Annotated in this window: 14 protein-coding genes and 1 riboswitch; of the genes, 10 read left to right on the forward strand and 4 right to left on the reverse strand. The window is 73.2% G+C overall.

What is annotated here, in order from left to right; genetic code table 11:
- From AOK22_RS22825 to AOK22_RS22845, 5 genes are all read left to right on the forward strand, one after another.
- A partial coding sequence (locus AOK22_RS22825; RefSeq protein ID WP_055700571.1) for a hypothetical protein occupies window positions 1-428 on the forward strand: 428 nt, incomplete at its 5' end.
- 156 nt (window positions 429-584) lie between these two features.
- A complete protein-coding gene (locus AOK22_RS22830) occupies window positions 585-1,943 on the forward strand; it encodes a radical SAM protein (protein WP_055700572.1) in 1,359 nt (452 codons plus the stop codon).
- A gap of 89 nt (window positions 1,944-2,032) precedes the next feature.
- A riboswitch (SAM riboswitch) is annotated at window positions 2,033-2,142 on the forward strand.
- Window positions 2,143-2,186: 44 nt separating this feature from the next.
- Window positions 2,187-2,525, forward strand: coding sequence for a hypothetical protein (locus AOK22_RS22835; protein WP_055700573.1), 339 nt, complete (start codon window positions 2,187-2,189; stop codon window positions 2,523-2,525).
- A 99-nt stretch (window positions 2,526-2,624) separates the two neighbouring features.
- Window positions 2,625-3,356, forward strand: a complete 732-nt coding sequence (locus AOK22_RS22840) for an SDR family NAD(P)-dependent oxidoreductase (RefSeq protein ID WP_055700574.1) — start codon at window positions 2,625-2,627, stop codon at window positions 3,354-3,356.
- A 31-nt stretch (window positions 3,357-3,387) separates the two neighbouring features.
- Window positions 3,388-3,942, forward strand: a complete 555-nt coding sequence (locus tag AOK22_RS22845) for a GNAT family N-acetyltransferase (protein WP_055700575.1) — start codon at window positions 3,388-3,390, stop codon at window positions 3,940-3,942.
- Window positions 3,943-3,960: 18 nt separating this feature from the next.
- Here AOK22_RS22845 and AOK22_RS22850 read toward each other — a convergent pair whose 3' ends face one another.
- Together AOK22_RS22850 and AOK22_RS22855 are read right to left on the reverse strand one after the other, a co-directional pair.
- On the reverse strand, window positions 3,961-5,490 hold the full coding sequence (locus tag AOK22_RS22850) for an amino acid permease (protein ID WP_055700576.1): 1,530 nt from the start codon (window positions 5,488-5,490) through the stop codon (window positions 3,961-3,963).
- 60 nt (window positions 5,491-5,550) lie between these two features.
- A complete protein-coding gene (locus tag AOK22_RS22855; RefSeq protein WP_425264050.1) occupies window positions 5,551-6,552 on the reverse strand; it encodes a hypothetical protein in 1,002 nt (333 codons plus the stop codon).
- A 280-nt stretch (window positions 6,553-6,832) separates the two neighbouring features.
- On the opposite strand from AOK22_RS22855, the gene AOK22_RS22860 reads away from it, so the two are divergent.
- The 5 genes from AOK22_RS22860 to AOK22_RS22880 all read left to right on the forward strand — a co-directional run bounded on the left by AOK22_RS22860 (window position 6,833) and on the right by AOK22_RS22880 (window position 13,216).
- Window positions 6,833-8,293, forward strand: a complete 1,461-nt coding sequence (locus AOK22_RS22860; protein WP_244164935.1) for an FGGY family carbohydrate kinase — start codon at window positions 6,833-6,835, stop codon at window positions 8,291-8,293.
- Window positions 8,293-9,711 (forward strand): FAD-dependent oxidoreductase, encoded by a 1,419-nt coding sequence (locus tag AOK22_RS22865; RefSeq protein WP_055700578.1) that lies wholly within the window; start codon window positions 8,293-8,295, stop codon window positions 9,709-9,711. The genes AOK22_RS22860 and AOK22_RS22865 overlap by 1 nt, the downstream gene beginning before the upstream one ends.
- A complete protein-coding gene (locus tag AOK22_RS22870) occupies window positions 9,708-10,928 on the forward strand; it encodes an NAD(P)/FAD-dependent oxidoreductase (protein ID WP_055700579.1) in 1,221 nt (406 codons plus the stop codon). The genes AOK22_RS22865 and AOK22_RS22870 overlap by 4 nt, the downstream gene beginning before the upstream one ends.
- Before the next feature lie 287 nt (window positions 10,929-11,215).
- Window positions 11,216-12,403, forward strand: coding sequence for a thiolase family protein (locus tag AOK22_RS22875; RefSeq protein ID WP_055700580.1), 1,188 nt, complete (start codon window positions 11,216-11,218; stop codon window positions 12,401-12,403).
- Between the two features lie 45 nt (window positions 12,404-12,448).
- Window positions 12,449-13,216 (forward strand): sulfite exporter TauE/SafE family protein, encoded by a 768-nt coding sequence (locus tag AOK22_RS22880; protein ID WP_208606427.1) that lies wholly within the window; start codon window positions 12,449-12,451, stop codon window positions 13,214-13,216.
- Window positions 13,217-13,234: 18 nt separating this feature from the next.
- On the opposite strand, the gene AOK22_RS22885 is transcribed toward AOK22_RS22880, so the two are convergent.
- A complete protein-coding gene (locus AOK22_RS22885) occupies window positions 13,235-15,328 on the reverse strand; it encodes an MFS transporter (RefSeq protein ID WP_055700581.1) in 2,094 nt (697 codons plus the stop codon).
- An 86-nt stretch (window positions 15,329-15,414) separates the two neighbouring features.
- Window positions 15,415-15,948: a DUF309 domain-containing protein gene (locus tag AOK22_RS22890; protein ID WP_055700582.1), complete on the reverse strand. Its 534-nt coding sequence runs from the start codon at window positions 15,946-15,948 to the stop codon at window positions 15,415-15,417.
- Window positions 15,949-16,073 lie beyond the last annotated feature (125 nt).

The raw sequence follows: 16,073 nt of genomic DNA on the forward strand, positions 1-16,073 counted from the left end.
CCCTCCGCCCCCGTGCCGCCCTCTGCGCCCTCGGCACGGCCGCCCTCGCCGTCGCCCTGACCGCCTGCGGCGGCTCGATGAACCCGTTCGACGACCACGAGGAGAAGGCGTCCTACGGGGAAGGCGCCGCGGCGAAGAGCGCCCGCAACTCCGTGCCGCGCTGGCTGCCGGACGACGCGAAGGACATCAAGTACGTGATGTCCACCACGGGCGACGACCGGATCATCACGTTCCGTACGCCCGACGGAGACTTCCCCGAGCAGTGCGTGAAGGGCCAGGCGCAGGGCAAGCCGCGGCTGAAGGCCGACTGGCTCCCCGCCGATCTCGCCGCGAAGGCCGACACCAACTGCGGCACGTGGTCGGGCGCCCGGGTCGACGGCGTGCTCTACGCCTGGCAGGACCACGAGATCGCGCAGAAGCGGCGCTGAGCCGGGCGGGACACCGCACCGGGGCGCCGAGCCGCCCGGCGCAGGGTACGCCCCGCGACCGAGGCACTCCGCGACCGGAGTCGGATCCGCGGCGGATCGCGCGGGTATTAGCGTGGACGGGACAGATCGACGACAAGGATCCGAGGTGCCCGGCCCATGCCAAGCCGCAGCGAGAGCCGTACCCAGCTCATCGAGTCACTCATGGAGCGGTTCCCGCACGTGCCGCGGGAAGCCGTGATCAAGGAGGATCTGCTGCGCGGCGGCATCGCCTTCGACGAGTCGGCGCTCAGCGACAACGAAGACGGTGACGTCAAGCCGAAGTCGTACTTCATCTTCTCCTTCGACCACGGCACGCTCCCCGAGCTGGGCGCCGCCGCGCTGCGCCGCCCGCCGGAGGAGATCGTCCTCACCGGCGGCCCCTACGAGCTGCGCCGCACCGTCGTGTCCGTCCGTGTGAACCCGTCCTCGCCCTACCGCGTCGCCGCCGACGACAACGGCGTGCTCGGCCTCTACCTGGACGGCGTGCGCATCTCCGACGTCGGCCTGCCGCCGATGCCGGACTACTACCGGCACACGCTGGAGAACGGCAAGTCCGTGATGGAGGTGGCCCCCACCATCCAGTGGGGCTACCTGATCTACCTGACGGTCTTCCGGGTCTGCCAGTACTTCGGCGCCAAGGAGGAGTGCCAGTACTGCGACATCAACCACAACTGGCGCCAGCACAAGGCGGCGGGCCGCCCCTACACCGGAGTGAAGCCGGTGGAGGAGGTCCTCGAGGCGCTCGCCATCATCGACAAGTACGACACCAACAAGTCCTCCACCGCGTACACGCTGACCGGCGGCGCCGTGACCTCGAAGGTCGGCGGCAAGGACGAGGCCGACTTCTACGGCCAGTACGCGAAGGCCATCGAGGAGCGCTTCCCCGGCCGCTGGATCGGCAAGGTCGTCGCCCAGGCCCTGCCCAAGGCCGACGTGCAGCGCTTCCACGACTACGGCGTGCGGATCTACCACCCCAACTACGAGGTGTGGGACCCCTACCTCTTCGAGCGCTACTGCCCCGGCAAGGAGCGCTACGTCGGCCGTGACGAGTGGCACCGCCGCATCCTTGACTCCGCCGAGGTGTTCGGGCCGCGCAACGTCATCCCCAACTTCGTGGCGGGCGTGGAGATGGCCGAGCCGTTCGGCTTCAAGACCGTCGACGAGGCCATCGACTCCACCGTCGAGGGGCTGCAGTACTTCATGTCGCGCGGCATCACGCCCCGCTTCACCACCTGGTGCCCCGAGCCCACGACGCCGCTCGGCAAGGCCAACCCGCAGGGCGCGCCGCTGGAGTACCACGTGCGGCTCCTGGAGGCCTACCGCGCCACGATGGAGGCCAACGGCCTGACCTCGCCGCCCGGTTACGGCCCCGCGGGCCCCGGCAACGCGGTCTTCTCGGTGAGCTCCTTCATGGACAGCCTGCCCGCCGAGGAGGCCGCCCCGGAGGACGCGGTCGTGCCGGCGAAGGCCGAGTGAGAGCCGCCTGAGACCGTTCCTGGCGGGCCCCCGCGGGCCCGCCGGGAATTCCGCGCCGCCCTCCGCGGCCCCGTGTTACGGTCGGTCCGGGTCATGAGTTCCAGCGCCAAGCCCCGGCTCGCTGGACGGCACCCCGCTCCGTCGCGGGTGCCCCGGGTGACGACCCGCCCCGTGCGACGCGCACGGGGAACGGCGGATCACCGGGTCGGCGACACCCGGGGTCCACGACTCCGGAGGCGCTCCATGACGCACGCGCACGACACCTGCGACACCTTCGAGCCCGGCCACCAGGTCCACTGGATCCAGGCACGCAACAGCGCGGCAGACCCCGGCACCGTGACCGACGTCCTGCTGTCCTCGCACGACGTCGGCGACGACGGCCGCATCACCCTCCATGTGCTCGGCCCGACCCGCGGCGTCCCCGCCGCCCTGTGGACGCACGACCCGCTGCGGCTGCGCCGCCTGCTGCGCGACCACCGCGGGCCGGTCCAGTGGCAGCCCCGCTGGAACCTGCTGCGGCTGCGCCACGACGCCGCGGCCACCACGCTGGTCTGCGTGGCCCCGCACGCCCCGGGCCGCTGACGAAGATCACCGGTTCGTAGGATGACGGCGTACCGGACGCGGGCGATCCCCGCGTCCGGGCGGGCGCGACAGTCAGCCACCCACAGCCGGAGGTCTCCCGTGCAGCACCACCCCGTCACCGTCGTCACCGGCGGCAGTCGCGGCATCGGCGCCGCTGTCGCCGCCCGCCTCGCCGAGGACGGCCACGACGTCGTCATCGGCTACCGCTCGGACGAGGCCGCGGCCGAGAAGGCCGCCGAGGCCGTCCGCGCCGCCGGCCGCCGCTGCCTCACCGTCCCGGTCGACACCGCCGACGAGGCCGGCGTCGACGCCCTCTTCGACGCCGCCGCCGGGCTCGGCCCGGTCACCGGTCTGGTCAACAACGCCGGGGTGAGCGGCCCCGTCGGTCCGCTCGCCGACGCCGACGCCGAGGGCATGCGGCGCGCGCTGGAAGTGAACGTGCTCGGCTATCTGCTCTGCGCCCGGCGCGCGGTGCGGGACCTGAAGGCGAACGGCGGCGGCGCGATCGTGAACATCTCCTCGGCCGCCGCCACCCTCGGCTCGCCCGGCGAGTACGTCCACTACGCCGCCGCCAAGGGCGCCGTCGACACCATGACGGTCGGCCTGTCCAAGGAGGTCGCCGGGGACGGCATCCGCGTCAACGCGGTGGCCCCCGGCGTGATCTGGACCGAGTTCCACGCCGACCCCGAGCGTCCCGCGAAGCTCGCGTCCGGCATCCCGATGGGCCGCTCGGGCCAGCCGTCGGAGATCGCGGCGGCGGTGTCCTGGCTGCTCTCGGACGACGCCTCGTACACGACGGGCACGGTCCTGCGGGTCGCGGGCGGCCGCTGACACCCGGGGTGGCCGCTCGTACGCTGGGCGCATGATCAGTGGAGTGGTCACCCTCACCGCGGACGTCGTCATCCGGCCCGTCACGTCCGACGACGCCGCCGCGCTCGCACGCGCCTACCGGCGCAACCGCGCGCACCTCGACCCCTGGGACCCGGCCAGGCCCGAGGCCTTCTTCACCGCCGAGGGCCAGGCCGAACGGGTCCGGGCGCAGCTGGCGGACGGCCGGGCCGGCCGGTCCGCGCACTGGGTGCTCGACAGCGGCGGCGAGATCGTCGGTCACACCGCCCTGTCGAACATCGTCCTCGGCCCGGTCCGCAGCGCCAACCTCGGCTACTGGATCGACGCGGAGCGGCAGGGGCAGGGCCTCGCGACGGCCGCCGCACTGCACGCCTGCGCGGCGGCCGACGCCCAACTCGGCCTGCACCGCGTGGAGGCGGGCACCCTGCTCCACAACACCGCGTCGCAGCGGGTGCTCACCAAATGCGGCTTCGAGGAGTACGGCCTCGCGCCGGGCTACCTGTACGTCAACGGCGCCTGGCGCGACCACCGGCTCTTCCAGAAGATCCTCAACGACCGCCCGGCATAAGGCGGTTCATCGCCCGGATCAGACGATGTTCTCCGCGACCTCGGCCTGCTCGCGGTCCGAGCCGTACGCCTGCGGCGTGCTGTAGGAACGGCGCGCCACGAACCACCACACGGTGGCCAGGATCAGCACCACGGCCAGCGCGATCGACGCGTAGTTCATCGACTTGACCGTCACCGGCGAGGCCTGCGGCAGGCAGAAGAGCACCGTCACGAAAGCCACCCACAGCACCGCGATCCAGCCGATGGGCTTGCTCCAGCGGCCCAGGTTCCACGGGCCCGGCCGGAAGCGGTCGCCCGCGCGCAGCCGCAGCAGGATCGGGATGGCGTACGCGGGGGTGATGCCGATGACGTTGATGGCGGTCACGGCCGTGTACGCGGTCGAGGAGTACAGGGACGGCAGGGCGATCGCCGCGGCCAGGCCCACCGACAGCCACACGGCGGGCACCGGCACCTGGGTGCGGGAGCTGACCTTGCGCCACAGGGCCGAGCCGGGCAGCGCGTTGTCGCGGCTGAACGCGAACACCATGCGGCTCGCGGCGGCCGTCTCCGCGTTGCCGCAGAAGAGCTGCGCCACGATCACGATGAGCAGCAGGGCCGTCGCCCCGGACTCGCCGATCGCGTCGATCATGATCTGCGCGGGCGGCACCCCGGTGTCCGTCTCCAGCGTGCCCGTGTAGTCCTGGATGGCGAAGGTCAGACCGGCGAGCAGCACGAAACCGGCGATCCACGACGCCCAGATGGCGCGCACGATGCCGCGCGCGGCGGTGACCGACGCGTTGGAGGTCTCCTCCGACAGGTGCGCGGAGGCGTCGTACCCGGAGAACGTGTACTGCGCGAGGAGCAGACCGATCGCGGTGACGTAGAGCGGGTTGTCCCAGCCGGTGCCGTCGAAGAACTTGCCGAAGACGAACGACGGCGACTGGTGGCTGTCCGGCACGATCGCGAGGACGCCGACGATCACGGTGACGCCGGCCACGTGCCACCACACGCTGATGGAGTTGAGCAGACTCACCAGGCGGACGTTGAACAGGTTCAGGACGGCGTGCAGCAGCAGGATGCACAGGAAGATCAGGAAGGTCTTCTCGGGCGTCGGCTCGAAGCCGAACCTGAGGTTCAGGAAGGCGCCGGTGAACAGCGCCGCGCCGTAGTCGATGCCCGCGATGGCGCCGAGCAGCCCCAGCAGGTTCAGCCAGCCCGTGTACCAGCCCCAGCGCCGCCCGCCGAGCCGGTCGGCCATGTAGTACAGCGCGCCCGATGTCGGGTACGCGCTGGTGACCTCGGCGAGCGCGAGGCCCACGCAGAGCACGAAGAGACCGACGCCGGCCCAGCCCCAGAGCATTACGGCCGGGCCGCCGGTGGTCAGGCCGAAGCCGTACAGCGTCATGCAGCCGGACAGGATGGAGATGACCGAGAAGCTGATCGCGAAGTTGCCGAAGCCGCCCATGCGGCGGGCCAGGACGGGCTGGTAGCCGAGCTCTCTGAGCCGTTCCTCCTCGTCCTGGCGTGGCGCTGGGACGGACGTGCTCGACGACCAGGTGGTGCGGGACACGGATGGACCTCCGGAAAGGGAGCGGGGGTTGAGGGGTGCGGGTGCGGAATCTGCGGGGGCCTACCCCGGACGGCGGGTGTCCCGGGCGGCGTTGAAGCAGCGGGCGCGGGCCTGGACGAAGACCTCGGCGGCCGCGTCGGCGTCACCGGGGGAGGAGGTGCGGTACGTCCAGGGCACGACCGCGAAGAACGGGTCGAGTACCTGGAACACCCGGGCCGCGTCGTGGAACTGGTGCGCTCCCCACAGCGCGTGCGCCAGGTGGTTCAGGTCGAGGAGCGAGGCCGCCGCGGGCAGCGAGTGGTCGAACCACAGCTGCAGGGCCCGCAGCGCGCCGCGCGTGGCGTCCTCGGAGACCCAGTGCAGGTCGAGGGCGCGCTCGTGGCCGGACTCCCGGCGGTAGCGCTCGACCCGCACGTACAGCGGCAGCAGATGCAGCGGCGAGCCCGCGGGCGCCGCGGCGGACGCCCACTGCACGAAGTTGTACGCCTCGGTGAGCGGCCCTCCCGCACGGCGGGCGTACACGAACTGCAGCATCCGGTGGTACGCCTCGCGGTTGCCCGGATCGCGCTTGTCGGCCTCGGCGAGCAGCTGCCACGGGCCGGGGAACAGCATCGGCTCGGGAGGCGCCATCCGGTGCTCGTCCCAGCGCTGTCCCTCGTCGAGCTGGGCGAGCGAGAGCAGGCAGATCCACGGCACGGGGTCCTCGGGCGACATGGCGGACACGGCGCCGCACTCCGCCACGGCCTCGCGCCACAGGTCGTTGGTGTGCCGGTGCCCGGCCCGGTGGGCGCGCAGGGCCCGCTCCACCAGGACGCGGGTGTACAGCACGGCGGCCGACGCGCTGTGCGGCTCCTCGGCGCGCCAGGCCCGGACCACGTCGGAACCGGCGACGGCGGCGGCCAGGATCTGGGTGCGCTGGGTCCACAGACCCCAGTCGGGCGTCTCGGTGAGCAGGTTGCGGGTGGAGACCCAGCGACCGGCCTTGAGGTCCTGGAGCACCGCGCGCAGCGCTTCGTCGTGGCCCGCCGGGTGATACACGGGGCGGCCTAACGGCATGGGCATGTGTCCTCTGTGGGGGTGACGAAGGCGGCGTTCTGCGGGGCGTGCTCGGTGGCGGTCGGGCGAACTGACGGTCTCCGAAGGGGCGTTGATGATGCTGCTCGGCGGTCAGTGTAGATCCGGCTCTTCCGGTTCCATGGCACTTCCTGGATCTTTTGTGACCCGGTTCTGTCAACACGGCGCACCGGACGTTCATTTGGTGTGACATCGCTGTCATTTCGCCCTCGATGCGGCGCACTTCGGACTCTTGACGCCTTCGCGCACGCTGTAGCAGGCTGCCGCGGTGATCACCTATGACCGGTCCGCGGCACGGCGTCCCGTGCTCGCCGTCGACCAGGGCACCTCAGGGACGAAGGCCCTCGTCGTCTGCCCCGAGCGCGGTGTGATCGGCTCGGGCACCGCGCCGGTACGCCCCCGCTTCCTGCCGGGCGGCCTGGTGGAGGTCGCCCCCGCCGACCTGCTGTCCTCCGTCGTCGACGCGGGCCGCGCGGCGCTGGCGGAGGCGGGCGAACCCGTCGCCGCCGTCGGCCTCGCCAACCAGGGCGAGACGGTCCTGGCCTGGGACCCGGCCTCCGGCGAACCGCTCACCGACGCCCTCGTCTGGCAGGACCGCAGGGCCGAGTCCGTCTGTGCCGGACTCGCCGACCACGCCGAGGAACTGCGGGCGCTCACCGGCCTTCCCCTGGATCCGTATTTCGCCGCGCCCAAGATGGCGTGGATACGCCGCAACCTCACCCGGCACGGCGTGGTGACGACCAGCGACGCCTGGCTCGTCCACCGCCTCACCGGCGCCTATGTCACCGACGCCGCCACCGCCGGCCGCACCCAGCTCCTCGACCTCGACACCGTCACGTGGTCACCGCGCGCCCTGGACCTCTACGGCCTCGCCGACGAGCGCCTGCCCCGCGTCGTCGACGCCGCCGGACCGGTCGGCGCGACCACCGCGTTCGGCCCCGAACTCCCGCTCACCGGGCTCCTCGTCGACCAGCAGGCGGCCCTGCTCGCCCAGGACGTGACCGAGCCGGGCAGCGCCAAGTGCACCTACGGGACCGGGGCGTTCCTGCTCGCCCAGACCGGCACGCGGCCCCGCCGCGGCACCTCGGGCCTGGTCAGCTGCGTCGCCTGGCGGCTCGGGGGCGAGAGCAGCTACTGCCTCGACGGGCAGGTCTACACGGCCGCGTCCGCCGTCCGCTGGCTCACCGACCTCGGGGTGATCGGGGGCGCAGCTGACCTCGACCCCGTCGGCTCCGCCGTCCCCGACAGCGGCGGCGTCACCTTCGTGCCCGCCCTGGCCGGGCTCGCGGCGCCCTGGTGGCGCGGCGACCTGCGCGGCTCGCTGACCGGGCTCGGCCTCGACACCACCGCGGGCCATCTGGTGCGCGCCCTGTGCGAGGGCATCGCCGCGCAGGTCGCCGCCCTCGCCGACGCGGTCGCCCAGGACATGGGGGAGCCCCTCAGGAGCCTGCGGGTCGACGGCGGCCTCACCCGCTCGGCGCTGCTCATGCAGACCCAGGCCGACCTGCTCCAACTGCCCGTCGAGGTATCGGCGTTGCCCGACGTCACCGCCCTCGGCGCGGCCGCCGTCGCCCGCATCGGCCTGGACCCCGCGCTCACCGTCACCGACGCCGTCCCCGCCTGGAAGCCCGCCGCCGTGTACGAACCGAGCATCGACGCCGACCAGGCCGCCGAGCGCCTCGCGGGCTTCCGTGACGCGGTCGCGGCCCTGACGGAACGTACCCCCTGATGGCCGTGACCAGGCGCGGCACGCCGCCCGACACGACCTATGACGTGACCGTCGTCGGCGCCGGCGTCGTCGGCTGCGCGATCGCCCGCGAACTGGCCCGCCACCGCGGCCTGCGCGTCGCCCTCGTGGAGGCCTCCGACGACGTCGGCGACGGCACGTCGAAGGCGAACACCGCCATCCTGCACACCGGTTTCGACGCGGTGCCCGGCTCCCTGGAGTCCCGCCTCGTCCGTGAGGGGCAGCGGCTCCTCGCCGCGTACGCCGCCGAGTCCGGGATCCCCGTGGAGCCGGTCGGCGCGCTGCTCGTCGCCTGGGACGCCGAGCAACTGGACGCACTGCCCGGCCTGTTGGCGAAGGCGGAGCGCAACGGCTACAACGAGGCGCGGATCATCGACGCCGCCGAGGCCCGCGCCCGCGAACCGCACCTCGGCCCCGGCGCCCTCGGCGCGCTCGACGTCCCCGGCGAGAGCATCATCTGCCCCTGGACCACCACCCTCGCCTACGCCACCCAGGCGGTGCGCGCCGGCGTGGACCTGCTGCTCGACTGCCGGGTGCACGGCATCGATCCGGCGGACGACGGCCCGCACGCGCTGACCACGAGCCGCGGCACCCTCCGCACCCGCCACCTCGTCAACGCGGCCGGGCTGCACGCCGACGCGATCGACCGCCTGCTCGGCCACGACGACTTCACCGTCACCCCGCGCCGCGGCCAGCTCCTCGTCTTCGACAAGCTCGCCCGCGACCTGGTGCGGCACATCCTGCTGCCCGTGCCCACCGCGCTCGGCAAGGGCGTCCTGGTCGCCCCGACCGTGTACGGGAACGTCCTGCTGGGACCCACGGCCGAGGACCTGGACGACAAGACGGCCACCGGTTCCACCGCCGAAGGCATCGCGGGCCTGCGCGAGAAGGGCCGCCGGATCCTCCCCGAGCTGCTCGACGAGGAGGTCACCGCGGTCTACGCCGGACTGCGCGCCGCCACCGAGCACGACGACTACCGCATCACCGCCCACAAGGAGCGGCGCTGCGTCACGGTCGGCGGCATCCGCTCCACCGGCCTCACCGCGTCCCTGGCCATCGCGGCCCACGTCACCGAACTCCTCGCCGCCACGGGCCTCGACCTGCCTCCGGCACAGGACCTGGAGCCCGTGCGCATGCCGAACATCGGCGAGGCCTTCCCACGCCCCTACCAGCGCGCCGACCTCATCGCCGCCGACCCCGCGTACGGCACCGTCGTCTGCCACTGCGAACGCGTCACCCGCGGCGAGATCCGCGACGCCCTCGCCTCGACCGTGCCGCCCGGCTCACCGGACGGGCTGCGGCGCCGCACCCGGGCGCGGGGCGGCCGCTGCCAGGGCTTCCACTGCGGCGCCGACGTACGGGAACTCTTCGAGAGCGGACGGGAGTGGGGGGACCGATGAGGCGGCAGCGCATCGTCGACGTACTGGTCGTGGGAGCGGGGCCCGCCGGTCTCGCCACCGCCACCCTGCTCGCCGCGATGGGCGTCGGCGAGGTCGAGGTGGTCGACCGCGAACCGCAGGCGGGCGGGGTCCCCCGGCACTGCGCGCACGGCGGATTCGGACGCATCGGCATGACCGGGCCGCAGTACGCCGAGCGGTGCGTGGCGGCGGCCGTGGGCACCGGCGCGGTGCTGCGGACCGGCGTCACCGTGACCGGCTGGGCCGGACCGCTCACCCTGGACACCACGAGCCCACGGGGCCTGGAGCGCATCACGGCCCGCGCCGTCGTCCTGGCCACCGGCGCCCGCGAACGGCCGCGCTCCGCACGCCTGGTGCCGGGCACCAGGCCCGCGGGCGTCTTCACCACGGGCGAGCTCCAGCGGGCCGTCCACCAGCACAAGCAGCCGATCGGCGGACGGGCTGTCGTGGTCGGCGCCGCGCCGGTCTCCTTCGCGGCCCTGGACACCCTGCGGCGCGCCGGGGTCGCCGTCGCCGCGCTGGTCACCGAGCACCCGCGCCATCAGGGCCCCGCGGTGCGCGCCCTCGACGCCCGGCTGCGGCACGGCGTCCCCCTGCTCACGGACGCCACCGTCACGGAACTGCTCGGCCACGGACGCCTGTCGGGGGTCCGGCTGCGCCACCGGGACGGCCGGACGGCGCACGTCCCGTGCGACACGGTGGTCTTCACGGGTGACTTCGTTCCCGACCACGAACTGGCCCGGCGCGGCGGCCTGTCACTGGACCCCGGCACCCGGGGGCCCGCGGTCGACGGGTCCTTCCGTACGACCGAGCGCGGGGTCTTCGCGGTGGGCAACGTGCTGCACGGCGCCGAACCGGCGCGGGCGGTCGCCCGGGAGGGCGCGCTGGCGGCGATGTCCGTGTGGCGCCACCTCGCCGACGGCGACTGGCCCGCGGCGGCGGTACCGCTGCGGGTCGCCGCGCCGCTCGCCTGGATCGCACCGAACCGGCTGACCCTGGACGTGCCGAACGCCGGCTTCACCCTGCGGACGACCGCGTTCCTTCCGCGCCCGGTGCTGGAGATCACGCAGGACGGCAGGACCCTGCACCGCGCCCGCCTCCACCGCCCCGCCATCCCGAACCGCCCCTTCCGCCTCTCCGCGGGCTGGACACCCCGAGTGGACCTCACGGGCGGCGCGGTGCGGGTCGAGGTGGGCTGAGACGAGGACCGGCGCGGCTCGATGACCTCGTCCCGCCCCGGCCCGGGGCGCGGTCGCCGCGCCCGGCCGAGACGCGGTCACCGGGCCCGGCCCGCGCACGGTTCGCGGCGTGTCCGTCGGCGGGGCCGCCCGCGGTCCCCTTCCCTTGGTGCCCACCTCCCGCATAGACTCCAAAACTAGCAGCGCTAATTTACGTCACGGGGTACCTGTCCGCGTACCGGAAGACCCCGGCCAGACCCGCAAGATCCGAAGCAGCGAGATCCCGCAGAACGATCCGGAGCCGTATCGTGCGCACCGTCCACTTCGCCGCCGCCCGCCGCACCCCCATCGGCAAGCTCCGCGGCGCCCTCTCCACCGTCCGTCCCGACGACCTCGCGGCGGCCGTCGTCGGCGGGCTCGTCGCCGACATCCCGCAGCTGGACCCCGCCCGGATCGACGACATCTACTGGGGCGCCGCCAACCAGGCGGGCGAGGACAACCGCAACGTCGCCCGCATGGCCGCCCTCCTCGCGGGCCTGCCGGAGTCCGTCCCCGGCGCGACCGTGAACCGGCTGTGCGCCTCCGGGCTGGAGGCCGTCACGACCGCCGCGCGCACCATCGCCGCGGGCGAGGCCGACGTCGTCCTCGCGGGCGGCTCCGAGTCGATGAGCCGCGCCCCCTTCGTGCTGCCCCGCCCGGACGAGGCCCTGCCGCACCGCATGGAGACCGCCGACACCCGCCTCGGCTGGCGCCTGACCAACCCGCGGATGAAGGACCTGCACGGCGTCCTCGCCATGGGCGAGACCGCCGAGGAGGTCGCCGAGCGCCACGGCGTCTCGCGCGAGCGCCAGGACGCCTTCGCGCTCCGCAGCCACCAGCGCGCGGCCGCCGCCCGCAAGGACGGCCACTTCGACGACGAACTGCTGCCCGTCACCCGCCCCGACGGAGTCGTCGTCGACACCGACGAGTGCGTGCGCGAGGACACCTCGTACGAGAAGCTCAGCGGCCTGCGGCCCGTCTTCCGCAAGGGCGGCACGGTCACGGCGGGCAACGCCTCGCCGATGAACGACGGCGCCGCCGGACTCCTCCTCGTCAGCGAGGAGGCCCTCAACGACCTCGGCCTGGAATCCCTCGGGCGCTACGCGGCCGGCGCCTCGGCGGGCGTGCACCCCGACGTCATGGGCATCGGACCCGTCCCCGCCACCCGCAAGGCGCTCGACCGGATCGGCTGGAGCGTCGCCGACCTCCAGGAGGCGGAGTTCAACGAGGCCTTCGCCGCCCAGGCGCTGGCCTGCGTCGACGCGCTCGGCATCGACCCGGACCTGGTCAACCCCTCCGGCGGCGCCATCGCCCTCGGCCACCCGCTCGGCTGCTCCGGCGCCCGCATCCTCACCACCCTCCTGCACCGCATGCGCCGCACCGGGGCCACGCGCGGCCTCGCCACCATGTGCGTCGGCGTGGGCCAGGGCAGCGCGCTCCTCGTCGAACGCGACTGAACGCGCGGCGCGCGGGGGTAGGGGGGCCTAGCATTTGTTTCCGGCATGGACATATCTCTGTGGGACCTCTCGGCGGGCCAGTTCGCCGCGCTCGCCGCGGCGGCGACGCTGGTCGGCTTCTCGAAGACCGCCGTCAGCGGTGCCAACACCGTCAGCCTGGCGGTCTTCGCCGCCGTCCTGCCGGCCCGCGCCTCCACCGGCGTCCTGCTGCCCGTCCTGATCGCCGGTGACCTCCTCGCCGTGCTCGCCTACCGCAGACACGCCCACTGGCCCACCCTCTGGCGGCTGTTCCCCGCCGTCGCCGGGGGAGTGGTGGTGGGCACGGTGTTCCTGATGTGGGCGGACGACGCGGTCGTGCGGACGTCGATCGGGGCGATCCTGCTGCTCATGGCCGGGGTCACGATCGCCCGCCGCAGAACGGCGGAGCGCGCCGACGCGGCCGAGGACACCCCGTCCGCCGGCCGCCTCACGACCGGTTCCTACGGCGTGCTCGGCGGCTTCACCACCATGGTCGCCAACGCCGGCGGCCCGGTCATGTCGATGTACCTCCTCTCCGCGGGCTTCCGGAAGCTGGGATTCCTGGGCACGTCGGCGTGGTTCTTCCTCATCGTGAACACCTCGAAGGTGCCGTTCAGCGTGGGCCTCGGCCTGATCGACGCCCACTCGCTGCTGCTCGACGCGGCACTCGTCCTCTTCGTGGTCCCGGGCGCGCTGCTCGGCAAGGTGGCGGTGAACCACATCAACCAGCGCCTCTTCGAGCAGCTCGTGATCGGCGCGACCGTCCTCGGCGGGCTCCAACTGCTGCTGCGCTGAGGCCCGCCCGACGACGCCTCAGCGACCGGAGACGGCGGCCCCCGCCGTCTCCGGCGAGAGACCCTGCTCCAGATCCTCCGCGAGGAGCCGCTTGGCGATCGCGTCCACCGCCGCCGTGAGCTCCTTGTCCGCCGGCCTGCCCAGGTCCTTCTCGATCTCCTCGCCCAGCCACGCCGACCACGCCCCGGCGATGGTCTCCGCCTCGCGCTCCCCGGCGGGCGTGTGCGAGAAGTACGTGCCGGTGCGCGTCAGATAGCCCTCGTCGACCATGCGGTCGAAGACCGGCACCAGGACCTCCGGCGGAATCCGGCGCCGCGCGGCGATCACCCCGAGGCTCGCGTACCCGACCATCCGGGTGAACAGGGCGACCTGCATGACCGCCCAGGCCCCCGCGATGTCCAGCCGGGTGTCGGAGTCCCGGATGATGCCGCGCGCGGTGTTCATGCCGACGTTGCGGATGATGGTGGCGACGCCCCGCTCCAGGAGGTGCCCCGAGTCGCCGCTCGTCGGCTGCGCGAAGCCCTCGCCCATGTCGGGGGCGCCCATGCGGGCGCTGTCGCGCAACTGCACCTGCTTGAGGAACAGCGCCACCAGGAACCCGAGGAGCGCGACCGGGACCGTCCACAGGAAGACGGTGTGCAGGCTGTCCGCGTACGCCTTCACGATGGGCGCCGCGGCGGCCCCGGGCAGCTCGTGCAGCCCCTCCGGGCTCTGCGCCGCCTTGCCGACCGCGGCCGGGTCACCGCCCCCGGCCCGCGCGGCCGCGGCGACCCCGTCCTTCAGGTTCGGGCCGAGCGTGTTGGCGTAGATCGTGCCGAACACGGCGGTGCCGAAGGAACTGCCGAGCGTACGGAAGAAGGTGACGCCCGACGTCGCCGTGCCCAGATCCGCATACGCGACGGTGTTCTGCACGGCGATCGTCAGGACCTGCATGCACAGGCCGATGCCGGTGCCGAGCACGAACATGTACAGCGACTCCAGCCAGGCGCTCGTGTCGCTCCCCATCAGGGACAGCAGATACAGCCCGAGCGCCATCACCAGCGCGCCGACGATCGGGAAGATCCGGTACGTGCCGGTCTTGCTGACGACGTTGCCGCTGAAGATGGACGCGATGAGCAGCCCGACCACCATCGGCAGCGTCCGCACGCCCGAGATGGTGGCCGAGTCTCCGTCGACGTACTGCAGATAGGTCGGCAGGAACGTCATCGCGCCGAGCATCGCGAAGCCCACGATGAAGCTGAGGATCGAGCAGACCGTGAAGACCGGGTTGGCGAAGAGCCGCATCGGCAGCATCGGCTCGGCGGCGCGCGTCTCGACGACGCAGAACAGCGCGAGCGCGACCAGCCCGCCGGCGAAGAGTCCGATGATGGTCGGCGATCCCCACGCGTACTGGTTGCCGCCCCAACTCGTCGCGAGGATCAGCGCGCTCGCGCCGGCCGCGACCAGCGCGATGCCCAGGCAGTCGATGACGGGCCGCACCGCCGACTTCACCACGGGGATCGTCCGGGCGGCCGCGAGCACCACGACGATCGCGATGGGCACATTGACGTAGAACGCCCAGCGCCAGCTCAGATGGTCCGTGAAGAGCCCGCCGAGCAGCGGCCCGATGACGGTGGAGACGCCGAACACGGCGCCGATCGCCCCCTGGTACTTGCCGCGCTCGCGCAGCGGGATGACATCGGCGATCAGCGCCATGGACGTGACCATCAGGCCGCCCGCGCCGATGCCCTGCATCGCCCGCCAGGCGATGAGCAGCGTCATGTTCGTCGACAGGCCGCACAGGAACGACCCGGTGATGAAGATGACCGCCGAAACCTGGAAGACGATCTTTCGCCCGAACAGGTCACCGAACTTGCCGACGAGCACCGTGGCGACGGTCTCCGCGAGCAGATACGACGTCACCACCCACGACATGTGCTCCGCCCCGCCCAGATCGGACACGATCGTCGGCAGCGCGGTGCCGACGATCGTCTGGTCGAGGGCGGCCAGCAGCATGCCCAGCATGATCGTCACGAACACGACATTGCGGCGGCGCCGGTCCAGGACGGGCGGTGCCTGCGGCTCGACGGGAGCGGCGGCGGGGGCGTCGCCGGACTGATCGGTGGTGGTCACACGGCCACCCTCACACCGGGACGGGGCGGCTGCATGCGGGGCGAGTCCGGTTCGGTGACGGGCGGCGGGGCCCGTCGGGGCGGTCGCTAGTCCTGAGGGCCGCCACCGCGCAGGCGTGGTGCGTGGGACGCCGGGTCCACCGCGGTCTCCGTACGCTCCAGGAGCCCCGCCAAATCCTCCGCCCAGGCGACCAGTTCGGCGACCCGGATGCCGTACGGCTCCTTCTGCCCCGCCTCCGCGCTCCAGGCGGCCACCGCGCCCGCCCCGCGCAGCAGCAGCCGCGCCCCGCCCTTGGTGTTGCCGCGGCCCGCGTGGGTCAGGCCGACGGCGAGCTGGGCCAGCCCCTGCCACAGGCCGCGCTCGGTGCCCGGCCCCGTCTTCCAGGCGTCCTCGAAGACCTCGTGCGCGTGGAAGGGCCGGCCCGCGTCCAGCAGGTCCTGGGCCTCGGCGACGGATTCCTCGGGGGCGCGGACGACGCCCTCCGGCTGCCGGGGCACCCCGGGCGCGCCGTACGGCAGCGGGCGTCCGAGTCCGTCGCGCGGCCGCTGGTTGCGGGCCCGGCCCTCCGTGTCACGGTCCCGCGCGCGGCCGGCCTCGTGCGGTCCAGGTGCAGTGCTCATACGTCGATTGTCGCGTGTGTCTGACGGCGGTCACCGGTGGACGGAGCACTCGCGGATGTGGGGTAGAGTTCTTCTTGTGATCACGCGGGGCACCGCGCCGAACACAACGGGACGTGGCGCAGCTT

Source organism: Streptomyces silaceus (assembly GCF_001419745.1).
GTDB classification, from domain to species: domain Bacteria; phylum Actinomycetota; class Actinomycetes; order Streptomycetales; family Streptomycetaceae; genus Streptomyces; species Streptomyces silaceus.